Origin of the sequence: Bacillus sp. FSL W7-1085 (genome assembly GCF_038595035.1) — a bacterium.
GTDB classification, from domain to species: domain Bacteria; phylum Bacillota; class Bacilli; order Bacillales; family Bacillaceae; genus Bacillus; species Bacillus altitudinis.
Map to the genome: position 1 here is coordinate 3419812 of NZ_CP152000.1, position 15631 is coordinate 3435442.

The window sequence follows — 15631 nt, forward strand, 5'->3', positions numbered from 1 at the left end:
CATACCTTCTGTTCACACCATTCGCTCCTTCAAAACAAATTTATGTAAAAAATCATGATCAGAATGTTCATTCTTCTATATATACGTTTCCCTTTTACCATAAGTTTCATCTTTACATAATAAAATAGTCCGACTTTATTCAGCCGGACTTCCGTTTTGAATGTGTGCGCAAACCGCTCGATCCTTTCCGTTGATGTCCTTGATGATATGAACATCAGCTGAAGGGAACGCCTGCAAAAGAAGCGCTTTTACATCTTGTGCTTGTGTATGCCCTATTTCAAGGACAACCACCGCTTGCTGATGAAGTACTTTGTGGAGATCACAGGCGATACGCTCATAAAACCACAGGCCATCACGCCCATCTGTCAGCGCATTGACAGGTTCATGCTTTGTGACAACCTCTGATAAACCATCCATTTCTTCTGCCGCAATATAAGGCGGATTGGAAATAAACACATCGACTTTGATGCCTTGAGCCATAATCGGTTCAAGTAAATCCCCTTGGACAAAATGAACGTCTGCACCAAGCGCTTCTTGATTTCGCTTTGCTACTTCAAGTGCTTCATGTGAAATATCCGTCGCTGTCACAGTGAGAGATTCTTTTTCAAGAGCTAACGTAATCGCAATTGCACCGCTACCTGTTCCTACATCAACAGCTTTGAGCGGCTGATCATTAGGAAAAACGCGATTCATCATATTCAATGCCGCCAGCACCACTTCCTCCGTTTCAGGACGAGGAATCAGAACGTGTTTGTTTACCTCAAAAGGACGCCCATAAAAAAATTCAACACCCGTTAAATGCTGCACAGGCACTCCACGCTTGTGCTGTGCGACGAACTTGCTGAATTGTGAATCTTGCTCCTCTGGCAGTGGATCATGAAAACGGGCAAGAAGTTCACTTCTGCTCCATCCAAGCACATGCATCAACATTAACTCTGCTGCGTTTTGGTCTCTGCCCGCTTCCGTTAACAAAGAAGAAGCCCATTTAAGGGCTTCAAAGATCGTTCGCTCTTTATTTTGCATTTTGAAGTTTTCTTGCTTGGTCTTCCATAATTAATGCATCAATGACCTCGTCAAGTTTTCCTTCTAAAATTTGATCAAGCTTTTGAATCGTCAATCCGATACGGTGGTCCGTCACGCGGTTTTGCGGGAAATTGTACGTACGGATACGCTCTGAACGATCCCCTGTTCCAACAGCAGATTTACGGGTTTGATCATATTCAGCTTGTGCTTCACGCTGGAATTTATCATAAATTCTCGCACGCAAAACTTTCATCGCTTTTTCTTTGTTTTTGATTTGTGATTTCTCATCCTGACAGGAAACCACTACACCTGTTGGAAGGTGAGTCAAACGAACAGCAGACATTGTGGTGTTAACACTTTGTCCCCCTGGTCCGCTTGATGCGAATGTATCCACACGAATATCTTTTTCGTGGATATCAATTTCAACTTCCTCAGCCTCTGGTAATACAGCAACTGTCGCTGTTGATGTATGAATACGGCCGCCTGACTCAGTTTCAGGAACACGCTGCACGCGGTGTGCACCGTTTTCAAACTTTAGTTTAGAATATGCACCTTTACCGCTAATCATAAAGATGATCTCCTTATAACCGCCAGTTCCAGTGACACTCGCTTCCATGACTTCCGTTTTCCAGCCTTGCATTTCAGCATAACGGCTGTACATACGGTACAGGTTTCCTGCAAACAGCGCAGCCTCTTCTCCGCCCGCTGCACCACGAACCTCCACAATAACGTTCTTATCGTCATTCGGATCTTTCGGGATGAGCAAGATTTTCAGCTCGTCTTCTAAACGTTCTGTTTCCTCTGTGAGCTCTGAAATTTCTTCTTTGACCATGTCGCGCATATCGGCATCGAGCTTATCTTCCAGCATGGCTTTCGCATCACTTAGCTGATCATATGCCGCACGATATTGTCTATATACCTCAACAGTTTCTTGAATATCAGATTGTTCTTTCGAATATTCACGAAGCTTCTTAGGGTCGTTCACCACTTCAGGGTCACTTAAATATTCATTTAGCTTTTCATAGCGTTCTTCAATTGATTTTAAACGGTCTAACATGGTCTTCACCTCTGTTTTGTGCGTAACAGTCTAATTATAGTATAGCGGGGTATGACAGTCAAAAAAATTTCCAAAACAATTGATTTTCTGCAATTTTTCACTAGAAAACACGATCTTTGGCGATTGGTTACTTGTTTTGTCTAACGTGAAGGAACGGATGCTCACGAAAGAGAATGGTACTTGTAATTGAAAAAAGGGAGGGCATTTGGTTTGAATACAAATGAGGTTGCAAAGGAAATTGGTGTATCTTCAAAAACCATTCAGCGCTGGGTCAAACAGCTCAACATCCCTGTCGCCCGGAATGAACTTGGACATTACGAATTTCATGATGACATTGTCCAGCTGCTCAAAGAGGTCCAACACCAAATGAACGAAGGTGTGATTCTCCATGACATTAGACTGCCGATCCATGAAGAAACAGCCCAGCAATTATCACCTGCTGTAGAAACTTCTGACTCATCAAAACGGATAGAAGCCTTAGAAGAACAAGTAAAACAGCTCCTTCAAGAGCAATCACATGTCAGTCATATTGAAGCCCGTTTTCAAGAAATAGAACGGAAACTCGCTAAGAAAGCAGATGAAGGCGTTTCCTACCAGCTCCTCCAGCACAGAAGAGAAATTGAAGAATTAACTGCAAAATTAGAACGCCTCACAGCCACATTGACAAAACCAAAACCATTAAAAGAAGAAGAAAAGGAAAAGGCACACCCCGAAATGAAAAAAAAGCGTGTGCTCTTCCCTCTGTTTCATTCATTTCGCTAAGAAAGGCTGCCTATAAGGCAGCCTTTCTACTATATTATACGGTAAGTGCAATAATGATCGGTAATGTAATGAGTGACATGATCGCACTGATCACAAATGCCGATGCTGTTTCTGCTTCCTGTTTCTCAAATCGAGTGGCGATCATGGCCGCAACAGCTGAACCTGGGAAGGCAACAAGCAATACAGCTTTTGTAATTTCATCCGCCGAAAGTCCCATAAGAATGGCGATAAAATACATAAGTAACGGTTGTACAGCTACTTTGAGCAATGCGATACTGAAAGCTGGTAAGCTCAGTTTAATTTTGCGGATACCGACTGTGACACCGACTGCAAAGAGCGCAACCCCTGATGTCACACTTCCAATTTCCTCTAGCATTTCATGTCCGATTTCAGGAAGTTTAAATCCTAAAAGAACAAGAATGATACTTGCTAACGGTGCAAGCGCAAGCGGCTCTGATAAACCGTGCAAAATCGCTTTCGTCGTCATTTTTAGGAAACTTTCGCCGTCTTTGGCTTTTCCCTTTGTTTTTTCACCGACAGTTGACACAATAATAGCAATTGGATCAAGCAATGCATTTACAACTATTCCGGTAATAGCAATCGGAATTGCAACTTCTTGAGCCCCAAATAAACTGCCCAAGACCGGAATCCCCATAAATGCAAAGGTCGGTTGTGCTGAGTTTAATGAGAAAACAGATGAATCTGTTAAATCATATTTAAAAGCAAATTTCGTAACTAAAAGGATAATGATATAAAAGCCTACGATTCCGAGAATCAATGCAACGAAAAATGGAATTTGACTATAGAATTTATCTTTTGGTGTTGACAGAATGCTGGCGATAAAGTGCGCTGGTAAAGCATACTTTGTAACAAGTGTACTTACACCTTTTGCAGATTTAGCGTCATAGCTGCCGAAGTTCCCTGCGAACCAACCCAGCGCGATAACGAAAAAAATCGGTGCTAGGAGGATCAAAATATTTAAAAAGTCCATCTTACTATTCCTCCTTGAATCCTTTACATGTTTCTTATTTTATAGCGGCATTGCTTACATTACCCGAAACAATGCCGCGTTACACATTTTATTATGCTCTTACAATTTTTTTATATTCAGGAATCCACATAGCATCTTTCACAGCTTGTTCGATGTTGTCAGGTGTTCTTCTTGCGACACCATCTTTAATTGCTGCTTTTGCTACTTCAACAGCTACCTTGATTGATACTTCTTGCAATTTATCAATGCTTGGAAGCAGTCCAGCGCCTGGTTTTTCATGATCAACCATTTCAGCGATCGCATTTGCAGAAGCAACGAACATGCCTTTTGTGATAATTTTTGATTCCGTTACGATTGAACCAAGACCAAGTCCAGGGAAAACGAACGCATTGTTTGATTGTCCGATTTCATGTTCAATTCCGTTATACTCGACATTTTCGAATGGGCTTCCAGTTGCAACAAGCGCACGACCGTCTGTCCATTTGAATAGATCTTCCGGTACTGCTTCAGCAAGTGGAGTTGGGTTAGACATCGGCATGATCACTGGACGCTCTGTATGAGCTGCGATTTCTTTAATAATTTCTTCAGTGAATGCGCCACCTTGACCTGATGTACCAATAAGAATGGTTGGCTTCACCTTGCGAACAGCTTCAGCAAATGAGATTTGTCCTTTTTCATCACGAGCCCAGCCTTCTACTTCATCAGAAGAACGAAGGTATGGTTTTTGGAAATCAAGCACTTCATCTTCAAACTGATCTGTTAGCAATCCTCTGTAGTCTAACGTCCAGAATGCATTGTTCGCTTCTTCTTCACTTAGACCTTCAAGAACCATTGTGTCACGCATTTGATCGGCGATTCCGATTCCAGCTGATCCAGCTCCGAAAATCATCACACGGTGATCTTTCAATTGAGTACCAGTTTTCTTGACAGCTGCAAGAACACCCGCTAAAGTAATGGCACCAGTACCTTGGATATCATCATTAAATGTTAAGATGTTGTCGTTGTATTTTTTCATGATGTTACGCGCATTTTTGTTTCCAAGGTCTTCCCAGTGAAGCAATGCTTTCGGGAAGAATTTAAGTGCTGCTTTGACATACGCATCAATGAACTCTTCGTATTTTTCACCTTGTACACGTTTGTGGTGGTTCCCGATGTACAATGGATCATTTAATAGTTTTTCATTGTTAGTTCCAACATCTAATACAACTGGAATCACGCGGCTTGGATCAATCCCTGCTGCAGCCGTGTAAACAGCTAATTTACCAATTGCGATGTTGATACCACCAACACCCCAGTCACCAATTCCAAGAATACTCTCAGAGTCAGTTGCTACAATGAGGTCGATGTCGCCTGCTGTTGCATGTAAGTTTTCAAATGCTTTCTCAATACCGTCAATGTTGTCGATTGAAAGGTAGACACCATGAGGTCTTCTGTATTCATGGCTGTATTCTTGAATCGCTTCACCAACAGTTGGTGTGTAAACAACAGGAAGCATTTCACGAAGCTTGTCCGTTAGAAGCTTATAGAACAATACTTCGTTACGGTTTTGCAAATCACTTAAGTATACGTTTTGACGAAGACGATCTGGCTGAGCTAGAAATTGCTTGTATGCTCTCTCTGCTTGCTGTTCTAAAGTCAGAACAGTTGGAGGAAGTAATCCTTCTAGTCCAAGCTCTTGTCTTTCTTCTTCAGAGAAAGCAACGCCTTTGTTCAACGTTGGAATCGATAATACATCTTTACCTGTCAAAGTGGTTTCGAGGTACCCTTCTTTTGTTTTCTTCACGTTGTTCATCAAAAACTACCCTCTTTCTAAAATATAAATAAAGTGAACTATTAATACAAAGAACGATCAAGGAGAAAAATCCTTAATCAAAAAAATTATGACAAGAAATCGAACTTTTCGTTTAAATGCTTTACACTACAGTTAGTCATTTTATGCCTGCTTATACCAAAACGCAAGCGTTGAAAATTAGATAATTTTTTCGTAGCGTTATTTAATTTATTTAAGTACAAATGATGGGTGTTCAGCCAAAAACTCGAAAAACGAAACACAGCGGCATTTGCTATTTTTTTAATTGTCAAGTGTTGTACCAACATCTAGTTTTGGTACTTCATGGTGATGTCTGCATCGTGCTTCGTATGATTCCTGCGCACCTACTAAAATAATGGGATCATCATAGGATGCGGGTTTACCGTCGATCAAGCGTTGTGTTCTACTCGCTGGGGAGCCGCATACCGAACAAACTGCCTGAAGTTTTGTTACAAGCTCTGCACATGCCATTAAATGCGGAACAACACCAAATGGCTCTCCTCTGAAGTCTTGATCAAGGCCTGCAACAATGACTCGGTAGCCTTTATCAGCCAATTGAGTGACAATATCAATGATTGTCTCATCAAAAAATTGCACCTCATCAATGCCAATGACATCGGTTCGTTCTGATATGTGCGTTATTATGTCTTTTGGTGAGGTTACTGCAATCCCATCGACGGATGAACCGTTATGTGACACAACTGAGCTTGTGCTATACCGGTTATCAATCGCTGGTTTGAATATTTTTACTTCTTGTTTGGCAAAGGTGGCTCTTTTGGCTCTCCGAATCAATTCTTCCGACTTTCCAGAAAACATACTTCCGCAGATGACTTCAAGCCAACCGCTTTGTTTCATCACATACATAAGGTCTTCTCCCCCGTTTTAAAGTTCCATCAATCCACGTAAAAAAACAGGCAAGAACGGATTCCTGCCTGTTTATTGTATCTATTATTACTTAAGACCGTATTTTTTGTTAAAGCGGTCAACACGTCCATCAGCAGAAGCGAATTTTTGACGGCCTGTATAGAAAGGATGGCACTCAGAGCAAATCTCGATGCGTACCTCTTCTTTTACTGATCCAGTTTCAAACTCATTTCCACAAGCGCATTTGACTGTAGCTTTTTTGTAGTTAGGATGAATTCCTGTTTTCATCTACTGTCATCTCCTTCCGCCCTGAATCCAATTCGGAAACAGAGTTAATATCTCAGAATAAATTCTGAAACGCACATGATAAAATTATAACAGTGTGAGTCTATGATTGCAAATGTATTTTTTCAGGAAGCTATCTTCTTGATGCAGACATATTTGCTTGTTTCCACTCTTGCGTTAAAATATCGAAAAATTCTTGGTTTGTCTTTGTTTTTCTCATTTTGCGCATGAATTTCTCAGCGAAATCAGGTGTATCTGACATTGATTTTCTCATCGCCCATAGACGATCAAGATGTTCTTTAGGCACAAGCAGTTCTTCTTTTCTTGTACCGGAACGACGAATGTCGATAGCTGGGAAAATTCTCCTTTCTGCAAGAGAACGATCTAAATGGAGCTCCATGTTTCCTGTTCCTTTAAACTCTTCATAAATCACATCGTCCATACGCGATCCCGTATCAACAAGTGCAGTAGCTAAAATGGTCAAGCTCCCACCTTCTTCGATGTTACGCGCAGCACCAAAGAAGCGTTTTGGACGGTGGAAAGCCGCTGGATCAATACCGCCGGAAAGCGTTCGGCCGCTTGGCGGGATGACAAGGTTGTATGCACGAGCAAGCCTTGTGATGCTGTCCATTAAGATGATGACATCTTTTTTATGTTCAACTAGACGCATCGCACGCTCTAATACAAGCTCTGCTACTTTAATGTGGTTTTCCGGTACTTCGTCAAAGGTTGAGCTAACGACATCCCCTGCAACAGAACGTTCGATATCTGTTACTTCCTCTGGACGTTCGTCAATAAGAAGAACAATCAGTTCTGCCTCTGGATGATTTTCAGAGATGCTGTTTGCAATTTCTTTGAGCAAAATGGTTTTCCCAGCCTTAGGCGGTGCAACAATTAAACCACGTTGCCCAAACCCAACTGGCGCCATCATATCCATAATTCTAGTAGACAGGTGATTAGGCTGTGTTTCAAGAATCATTTGACGATCAGGGAATAGCGGCGTGAGTGCAGGAAAGTGAACACGTTCCTTAGCTGATTCTGGGTCGTCCCCATTTACCGCTTCGACATGAAGGAGGCCATAGTAGCGTTCATTCTCTTTTGGAGGTCGTACCTTTCCAGACACCTTATCACCATTTCTTAAATCAAAGCGTCTGATTTGTGAAGCTGAAATATAAATGTCTTCAGAACTTGGGGAGTAGTTAATTGGTCTTAAGAAACCAAATCCCTCTGACTGAATAATTTCTAGAACCCCTTCCATAAATAAGAGATCCTCTTGCTCAGCATTCGCCTTTAAGATGGCAAAAATTAATTCTTTTTTTGTTAGTTTGCTGTAATAAGAGATTTTGTACTTTTTTGCTAACTCATACAGCTCTTTTAATTTCATATTTTCCAAAGATGAAATCGAAACATCTTTCAATATGGACACCACACTTTTCTAGTCAATGTATTTCATTACAAATGCATGACCATTGTATTTGATTAGCTTTTAATTCCGTTTTTGTTGGAATGACCTCGCTCTCATGGTAACGCTCCCACTCGTTTTATCGTAAAGATAGGAACAATGTGAAATTGAGCTTTGTCAACATAGAGAAGGATAATGAGTATATCGTCATGATGCGGCAGTATTTAAACTTGTTGAAGCTTAAAAGAAGTAAATTCGCAGAAAATTTCGCAGCACTCTTTAGTTTTACCTCATTTGCAGGGAATATTCAACTTTAAAAAGAAAATGATATATATTTGACACCTATATGAAAAGCGGGTAAAGAATACCCGCTTTCAGATTACGGACGAATGACAAGATTCGGTTTTTTCTTTAAACTGTGTCTGCCATCGACGAATCGAACAGTACCTGATTTCGCACGCATGACAACACTATGTGTTGTTCCAACAGAGCCTTTAAATTGAACACCTTTTAATAACTCGCCATCTGTTACACCTGTCGCTGCAAAAATGGCGTCATCGCCTTTCACGAGGTCTTCCATTCTGAGGACTTTTCCAACATCCAGTCCCATTTTCTCACAGCGTCTCAGCTCTTCTTCACTTTGTGGAAGAAGCTTACCGTGGATTTCTCCACCAAGTGCTTTTAACGCAACAGCAGAAAGGACACCTTCAGGCGCTCCACCTGAACCAAATAGAATATCAACACCTGTGTGATCAAATGCTGTATTAATGGCTCCTGCAACGTCACCATCATCGATCAGCTTGATTCTTGCTCCAGCTTCTCTCAGCTCAGCAATGATCTTTTCATGTCGCTCTCTGTTTAAAATTGTCGCAACAACATCTTCAATATCTTTGTTTTTCGCTTTTGCAACAGCACGAAGATTGTCAATGACAGGCGCTTCAATGTCGATGCAGCCTACCGCTTCTGGACCTACTGCGATCTTATCCATGTACATATCAGGTGCATTCAGCAAGTTGCCATGATCTGCAACAGCGATAACAGCTAAAGCATTCCAGCCGCCGCTTGCCACAATATTTGTTCCTTCCAATGGATCAACAGCGACATCCACGCGAGGTCCATATCCGTTTCCAAGCTTTTCCCCAATATAAAGCATTGGCGCTTCGTCCATTTCTCCCTCGCCGATGACCACAGTTCCCTTCATCGGAATCGTATCAAATACATCACGCATGGCACTTGTTGCAGCATCATCCGCTTCGTCTTTTAAACCTCTACCCATCCAACGAGCAGATTTTAATGCAGCTGCTTCTGTCACCCGTACTAGTTCCATCGATAAACTTCTTTCCATTTTTGTCCAAATCTCCTCTCACAGTCAAAGCCTTATGAATTTTGAAGTTCTTCTATTTCTTGGTCATTCAGCTTTTCACGCCAGATGGTTGCACCCAAGCCTTCAAGCTTCTCCTCAAGCATACTATATCCTCTGTCTATATGTTCAAGCCCTGTGATTTCGGTCACACCGTCTGCCATTAACCCTGCAACAACGAGGCAAGCACCTGCTCGCAGATCACTTGCTTTGACCTTTGCACCTTGAAGCTGCGTTTGACCTGTAATAATGGCAGATCTTCCTTCCACCTTCATATTAGCACCCATTCGACGCAATTCGTCAATGTGTTTAAAGCGGGCAGAGTAAATGGTGTCTGTGACGACACTCGTGCCTTTCGCTTTTGTTAACAATGCCGTCATCGGCTGTTGAAGATCGGTCGGAAAGCCCGGATACACAAGGGTTTTGATATCGACAGGCTTGAGTCCTTCATTTCTGCCAACGATCAGCATTTGATCGTTGCTTGTTTCAATTGTGAATCCCATCTCTCTAAGTTTCGCCGTAATTGATTCTAAATGAGTTGGGATCACATTATCAAGCACAACTTCATCACCCATCGCTGCACCTGCAATTAAAAATGTACCTGCTTCTATGCGGTCAGGGATGATGGAATGCCTGCAGCCATGAAGAGATTCCACACCTTCGATCCGAATCACATCCGTCCCCGCACCTTTGATTTTAGCTCCCATGCTTGCAAGCAGTGTCGCTACATCAATAATTTCGGGTTCTTTTGCGGCATTTTCTATCACTGTTTTCCCTTCAGCCAGCACGGCTGCCAGCATGATGTTGATGGTCGCACCTACACTGACAACATCAAGATAAATACGGGCTCCGACTAATTTTTCAGCGCGCAAATAAATCGCACCCTGTTCGTTTGTCACCTCGGCTCCAAGTGCTTCAAAGCCTTTGATATGCTGATCGATCGGTCTAGGTCCTAAGTGACATCCCCCTGGCAATCCAATGACAGCCTGCTTGAATCTACCGAGCATGGCGCCCATTAAATAATAGGATGCTCGTAGTTTCTTCACTTTCCCATTAGGAAGCGGCATACTGATCATGGAGGCAGGATTGACAACCATCTCACCTTTTTCAAACGTGACCTTTCCGCCAATCTCTTCTAACAGATCTCGTAATGTGTCAATATCTGAAATATGCGGAAGGCCTTCAATGGTTACTGGAGAATCAGCGAGAATCGTGGCAGGAATCAGTGCCACAGCACTATTTTTCGCACCACTAATATGTACGGTCCCGCGCAAGGGGTCACCGCCGGCAATGTTTAACTTTTCCATATTTGTCTCCCTTCTTAAAGAAGATCACTGTTGGAGTTATACTGTTTGTGGATGTCGCGCTTTAAAAGGTCTTGTCCAAAATTTAGCCAATATCAAGAGAAAGAATACAGGTTAAACGAAATTTGTCGGAAGAAAAATAATCGAAGCTTTGCGAGGCTGTGATGTTCTCTTCTTTGCACAAAACATTTCTTAGCGTATTTAAGGAAAACTGCGGCAAACGGATGCGTATCCGTCTGCCACAATCACTTATTTATTCCAGTCTGCTAAAAATTGCTCAATGCCTGCATCCGTTAATGGGTGTTTTGTCAGCTGCTTGATGACTTTCAGCGGCATTGTGCCGATATGAGCACCTCTAAGCGCAGCTTCTGTCACATGCTGCGGGTGACGAATGGATGCAGCAATGATTTGTGTATCTAATCCATGAACATCAAAAATGGTTTTCACTTCACTAATGAGATCAAGACCATTTTGGCCAATGTCATCTAAGCGGCCGAGGAATGGAGAGACATACGTCGCACCAGCTCTAGCTGCAAGAAGTGCCTGGTTTGCACTAAAAATCAACGTGACGTTTGTTTTAATCCCAAGGTCTGTTAACGCTTTGACCGCTTTAAGACCGTCTGTTGTCATTGGGATTTTCACTGTAATATTTGGTGCAATAGCAGCAAGCTCTTTTCCTTCTTCGATCATTTCTTCTGCTTTGAGGGAAATGACTTCCGCACTAACTGAACCTGATACCACGTCAGTGATTTCACGAAGGCGATCGTGGAACGATACGTCCTTTTCTTTCGCTACTAAACTAGGGTTTGTTGTCACGCCTGCTAAAATGCCAAGCTCGTGTGCCTCTTTGATGTCTGCGATATTCGCTGTGTCTACGAAAAATAACATAACTGTGCCACTCTCCTATCAATAAATTGTCTGAAATGTAAATTTGATTGCGCTTTCTCAAGATATGGAGAAAACCGCCTGTGACTCAGGCGGCTTTCGGTTCTCATCAAATTATGCTTGGTTAGAAGAACCAAATTCACGCATTTTGCCGATAACAGTCGCTTTAATTGCGTCACGAGCTGGTCCAAGATATTTACGTGGATCATACTCTTCTGTTTTTGCAGCAAGTGTTTCGCGAACTGCTTTCGCAGAAGCAATTTGGTTTTCAGTGTTTACATTGATTTTTGCTGTACCAAGTGAAATCGCACGCTTGATGTCAGCAGTCGGGATACCTGTTCCGCCGTGAAGAACAAGTGGAAGTCCAGTTGTTTTACCAATTTCTTCCATTTCAACGAAACCAAGGTTTGGTTCACCTTTGTATGGACCATGAACTGAACCTAGTGCAGGCGCAAGGCAGTCAATACCAGTACGTTCTACAAGCTCTTGGCACTCTTTTGGATCAGCATAAATAACGCCCTCAGCGATGACGTCGTCTTCTTGTCCACCAACAGTTCCAAGCTCAGCTTCTACAGATACACCGTGGAAATGTGCAAGCTCAACTACTTTTGCAGTTGTCGCTACGTTCTCATCAAATGGATGGTGAGAAGCATCAATCATCACAGAAGTAAATCCTGCATGAATAGCTTTTGCACAAGATTCAAAGCTTGAACCGTGATCTAAATGAATCGCAACAGGAACTGTTACATTATATTCTTCGATTAACGCTTTTACCATTGCGACAACTGTTTTGAAGCCGCCCATGTAGCGTCCTGCTCCTTCAGATACTCCTAAGATAACTGGAGATTTCTCTTCTTCAGCAGCTTGTAAAATCGCTTGCGTGAATTCTAAGTTATTTAAGTTAAACTGTCCAACAGCGTAACCTTTTTCCTTTGCGTCTTTCAACATTTCTGTCATTGAAACTAAAGGCATGATGAAAAATCCTCCCTATGTAGCTAATTTGCTTACTAAAAAAAGCTCTCCACCCTAGCATGACCAGAATTTCTCGCCATATGTAAACTTTCAAAGTCAGATCGCTTTCTTCTTCTTATCTAGAATACCAATTATTCGACAAATCGGCAACAGAATGACTTGATTCAATCATTTCCATCTAGCCATTTGTTTCGAGCGGCAAGTATTCTTTGACCGCATCACGGATTTCATCAATATCAAATGGTTTAGCAAAATGCGTTAATGCACCGAGCTCTTTAGACTCTTGAATCATATCTAGTTCGCCATAAGCTGTCATAATGATCACGCGGATGTCTTCATCAATTAATTTCATGCGTTTTAAAATCTCAATGCCATCCATTCCGGGAATCTTCATATCAAGCAGGACGAGATTTGGTCTATGGTTTTTCACAATATCTAATGCCTGTAGTCCGTTAGCGGCTTGAAAGGTTTGATAGCCTTCTTTATGAAACACTTCATTCAGCAATATTCTAATACCGTACTGATCATCGACAATTAAAATTTTCTCATTCATTTGTTACACCCCATTGCTTTCATTTTTCGCCATAAAAAGAGCTGTTGTTAAATAATTCTGTTTGATTTTCACATTTCCTTTAATTATAATAGTTTACTTTACGACATTTTCTGAGCATTTTTCCTAATATTCTCTTTATATTCTATTATAAAATGATCTGACAGAAGGAGGAAATGAGTCTTGTTAAAAATTTTCACTACCCAATTATCAGGTATTTTTTCACGTATTGGAGATAAGCAGGCCGAAGCGATCGAAGACGGTGCACGCCTTCTTGCTCAGGCCGTTGTCAGTGGACATGCCGTGTATTTTCATGGCAAGAATGAACTGGCGGCTGTAGCCTTAGAGGCATCTGAGAGCAAGGAGCCGTTTCCGGGTGCGAAGGTTCTGCCGCTGGATCAAAAGGAGCGCAGCTTACTTCATCCAAGTGACAGGGTGCTTTTATTTTATTCAGATCCAGAAGATCAAGAGATTCAATCCCTTGTCAAAGAGCTTCACAAACAAGGTACACCTATTGTCGGGGTCGGTCCTGCACAAAAGGAGACGTCATTTATTGAAGAGCATTGTGATGTCCACATTGATTTTCAGCTCAAAAAACCACTTGTGCCTGCTGAAGATGGAACAAGGTTCGGCTATCCTGCACTGATGACCTGCTTATATGTCTACCATGCTCTATCGTTTACTGTGAAAGAAATCGTTGAGGAATATGAATAAAAAAACTGCCGAGAAGATGATATTCTCGGCAGTTTTTTGTTTTATTTTGATTCAGATGCCTGTAGTGAAGCACCAACGAAATCTCTAAATAACGGCTGTGGTCTTGTCGGTCTTGAAATGAATTCTGGATGGAACTGAGAAGCAAGGAACCATGGGTGATCCTTCAGTTCAATGATTTCAACAAGGCGTCCGTCTGGGCTTGTACCAGAGAAGACAAAACCTGCTGCTTCCATTTGCTGTCTGAATTCGTTATTAAACTCATAGCGATGACGGTGGCGTTCGTACACGACTTCGTCATTGTATGCAGCAAATGCTTTTGAGTCTTCGTTTAATTTACAAGGGTATAGGCCGAGGCGAAGTGTTCCACCTAAGTCATCAACATCCTTCTGTTCTGGAAGAAGGTCGATGATTGGGAATGCTGTTTCTGGATCAATTTCAGCGGAATGTGCTCCCTCTAAACCTAGTACGTTTCTCGCATATTCGATAGATGCGACTTGCATACCTAAGCAAATTCCGAAGAATGGCACTTTGTTTTCGCGCGCATATTGTGTTGCAATGATTTTCCCTTCTACTCCTCGGTCTCCGAAGCCTCCAGGAACAATAATGCCGTCTACATCTTGAGCGAAATCAGCCATATTTTCTGCTGTGACTTCTTCTGCGTTGATCCATTTGATTTGAACATCCGCATCAAATGCATAGCCCGCATGACGAAGTGATTCAACGACAGAAATGTATGCATCTTGCAGCTCAACATATTTCCCTACAAGACCAATCGTGACTTGTTTTGAAAGGTTTTGCACTTTATCAACAAGCGCCGTCCACTCCGTCATGTCCGCATCTTGACAGTCAAGCTTCATGTGCTCACATACAAGCTTGTCTAATCCTTGTTTTTGTAAATCAAGCGGAATCGAATAAAGGGTATCTGCATCCTGACATTCGATGACTGCTTTCGTATCAATATCACAGAATAGCGCAATTTTGTCCTTCATGTCTTGTGCCAATGGCATTTCAGTTCTGACCACAATGACGTTTGGCTGAATACCTAGACTACGAAGTTCTTTTACACTATGCTGTGTTGGTTTTGTTTTCAGTTCGCCTGCAGCACGGATGTAAGGAACAAGGGTACAATGAATGTACATCACGTTTTCACGGCCGATGTCACTCTTCATTTGACGAATCGCTTCTAGGAATGGAAGGGATTCGATATCTCCAACTGTTCCACCGATTTCTGTAATGACCACATCTGCACCCGTTTCTTTCCCTGCACGGTACACACGGTCTTTGATTTCATTTGTAATATGGGGAATGACCTGTACGGTTCCACCTAAATAGTCGCCGCGGCGCTCTTTTTTCAGGACTGTAGAATAGATTTTACCAGTTGTGACGTTGCTGTATTTATTCAAGTTAATATCAATGAAGCGCTCGTAGTGACCTAAGTCAAGATCTGTTTCAGCACCGTCGTCTGTGACAAATACCTCACCGTGCTGGTATGGACTCATTGTCCCTGGGTCTACGTTGATATATGGATCAAATTTTTGAATGGTGACATCCATCCCTCTATTTTTCAGAAGGCGGCCTAACGATGCAGCCGTGATCCCTTTTCCAAGTGAGGAAACAACTCCTCCTGTTACAAAAATATACTTTGTCATTTC

Annotated in this window: 15 protein-coding genes; 2 read left to right on the forward strand and 13 right to left on the reverse strand. The window is 42.1% G+C overall.

The genetic code is table 11. The features are described 5' to 3' along the window. Positions 1–135 precede the first annotated feature (135 nt). Together prmC and prfA are read right to left on the reverse strand one after the other, a co-directional pair. Positions 136–1023 (reverse strand): peptide chain release factor N(5)-glutamine methyltransferase, encoded by an 888-nt coding sequence (gene prmC, locus MKY11_RS17765; RefSeq protein ID WP_045033923.1) that lies wholly within the window; start codon positions 1021–1023, stop codon positions 136–138. Continuing rightward, the gene (gene prfA / locus MKY11_RS17770) at positions 1013–2080 is read right to left on the reverse strand and encodes a peptide chain release factor 1 (RefSeq protein ID WP_008343422.1); all 1068 of its coding nucleotides are present in this window, start codon (positions 2078–2080) and stop codon (positions 1013–1015) included. The genes prmC and prfA overlap by 11 nt, the downstream gene beginning before the upstream one ends. A 210-nt stretch (positions 2081–2290) precedes the next feature. Between prfA and racA the strand changes: the two genes are divergently transcribed. Continuing rightward, a complete protein-coding gene (gene racA / locus MKY11_RS17775) occupies positions 2291–2842 on the forward strand; it encodes a chromosome-anchoring protein RacA (RefSeq protein ID WP_047945750.1) in 552 nt (183 codons plus the stop codon). Between the two features lie 34 nt (positions 2843–2876). Here the strand turns inward: racA and MKY11_RS17780 are convergent, their stop codons facing one another. The 10 genes from MKY11_RS17780 to MKY11_RS17825 all read right to left on the reverse strand — a co-directional run bounded on the left by MKY11_RS17780 (position 2877) and on the right by MKY11_RS17825 (position 13268). Next, complete coding sequence (locus MKY11_RS17780) at positions 2877–3833, reverse strand: AEC family transporter (RefSeq protein ID WP_007497662.1); 957 nt, start codon at positions 3831–3833, stop codon at positions 2877–2879. Between the two features lie 91 nt (positions 3834–3924). After that, the gene (gene malS, locus MKY11_RS17785) at positions 3925–5625 is read right to left on the reverse strand and encodes an oxaloacetate-decarboxylating malate dehydrogenase (RefSeq protein ID WP_024718762.1); all 1701 of its coding nucleotides are present in this window, start codon (positions 5623–5625) and stop codon (positions 3925–3927) included. 279 nt (positions 5626–5904) lie between these two features. Then, the gene (locus MKY11_RS17790) at positions 5905–6507 is read right to left on the reverse strand and encodes a thymidine kinase (protein ID WP_007497666.1); all 603 of its coding nucleotides are present in this window, start codon (positions 6505–6507) and stop codon (positions 5905–5907) included. A gap of 87 nt (positions 6508–6594) precedes the next feature. Next, positions 6595–6795, reverse strand: a complete 201-nt coding sequence (gene rpmE, locus MKY11_RS17795) for a 50S ribosomal protein L31 (protein ID WP_003215407.1) — start codon at positions 6793–6795, stop codon at positions 6595–6597. A gap of 130 nt (positions 6796–6925) precedes the next feature. Beyond that, positions 6926–8209, reverse strand: a complete 1284-nt coding sequence (gene rho, locus MKY11_RS17800) for a transcription termination factor Rho (RefSeq protein WP_007497667.1) — start codon at positions 8207–8209, stop codon at positions 6926–6928. A 364-nt stretch (positions 8210–8573) separates the two neighbouring features. Further along, positions 8574–9539, reverse strand: a complete 966-nt coding sequence (gene glpX, locus MKY11_RS17805) for a class II fructose-bisphosphatase (protein WP_007497670.1) — start codon at positions 9537–9539, stop codon at positions 8574–8576. Between the two features lie 32 nt (positions 9540–9571). After that, on the reverse strand, positions 9572–10861 hold the full coding sequence (locus tag MKY11_RS17810) for a UDP-N-acetylglucosamine 1-carboxyvinyltransferase (protein ID WP_007497673.1): 1290 nt from the start codon (positions 10859–10861) through the stop codon (positions 9572–9574). Between the two features lie 246 nt (positions 10862–11107). Beyond that, a complete protein-coding gene (gene fsa / locus MKY11_RS17815; protein WP_003215343.1) occupies positions 11108–11746 on the reverse strand; it encodes a fructose-6-phosphate aldolase in 639 nt (212 codons plus the stop codon). 111 nt (positions 11747–11857) lie between these two features. After that, on the reverse strand, positions 11858–12715 hold the full coding sequence (locus MKY11_RS17820) for a class II fructose-bisphosphate aldolase (RefSeq protein WP_178929800.1): 858 nt from the start codon (positions 12713–12715) through the stop codon (positions 11858–11860). 178 nt (positions 12716–12893) lie between these two features. Then, a complete protein-coding gene (locus MKY11_RS17825; protein ID WP_003214681.1) occupies positions 12894–13268 on the reverse strand; it encodes a response regulator in 375 nt (124 codons plus the stop codon). 180 nt (positions 13269–13448) lie between these two features. On the opposite strand from MKY11_RS17825, the gene MKY11_RS17830 reads away from it, so the two are divergent. Beyond that, entirely contained in the window at positions 13449–13979 is a 531-nt protein-coding gene (locus MKY11_RS17830; RefSeq protein ID WP_160757787.1) for a DUF2529 domain-containing protein, read from the forward strand. Positions 13980–14020: 41 nt separating this feature from the next. Here the strand turns inward: MKY11_RS17830 and pyrG are convergent, their stop codons facing one another. Beyond that, positions 14021–15628: a CTP synthase (glutamine hydrolyzing) gene (gene pyrG, locus MKY11_RS17835; protein ID WP_017360053.1), complete on the reverse strand. Its 1608-nt coding sequence runs from the start codon at positions 15626–15628 to the stop codon at positions 14021–14023. Positions 15629–15631: the final 3 nt, after the last annotated feature.

Coding starts and splice junctions, on each gene's coding strand:
- glpX (WP_007497670.1), bottom strand. CDS start 9,539: ATGGAAAGAAGTTTATCGATGGAACTAGTACGGGTGACAGAAGCAGCT.
- MKY11_RS17780 (WP_007497662.1), bottom strand. CDS start 3,833: ATGGACTTTTTAAATATTTTGATCCTCCTAGCACCGATTTTTTTCGTT.
- prfA (WP_008343422.1), bottom strand. CDS start 2,080: ATGTTAGACCGTTTAAAATCAATTGAAGAACGCTATGAAAAGCTAAAT.
- MKY11_RS17810 (WP_007497673.1), bottom strand. CDS start 10,861: ATGGAAAAGTTAAACATTGCCGGCGGTGACCCCTTGCGCGGGACCGTA.
- prmC (WP_045033923.1), bottom strand. CDS start 1,023: ATGCAAAATAAAGAGCGAACGATCTTTGAAGCCCTTAAATGGGCTTCT.
- malS (WP_024718762.1), bottom strand. CDS start 5,625: ATGAACAACGTGAAGAAAACAAAAGAAGGGTACCTCGAAACCACTTTG.
- pyrG (WP_017360053.1), bottom strand. CDS start 15,628: ATGACAAAGTATATTTTTGTAACAGGAGGAGTTGTTTCCTCACTTGGA.
- fsa (WP_003215343.1), bottom strand. CDS start 11,746: ATGTTATTTTTCGTAGACACAGCGAATATCGCAGACATCAAAGAGGCA.
- rpmE (WP_003215407.1), bottom strand. CDS start 6,795: ATGAAAACAGGAATTCATCCTAACTACAAAAAAGCTACAGTCAAATGC.
- MKY11_RS17790 (WP_007497666.1), bottom strand. CDS start 6,507: ATGTATGTGATGAAACAAAGCGGTTGGCTTGAAGTCATCTGCGGAAGT.
- MKY11_RS17825 (WP_003214681.1), bottom strand. CDS start 13,268: ATGAATGAGAAAATTTTAATTGTCGATGATCAGTACGGTATTAGAATA.
- MKY11_RS17820 (WP_178929800.1), bottom strand. CDS start 12,715: ATGCCTTTAGTTTCAATGACAGAAATGTTGAAAGACGCAAAGGAAAAA.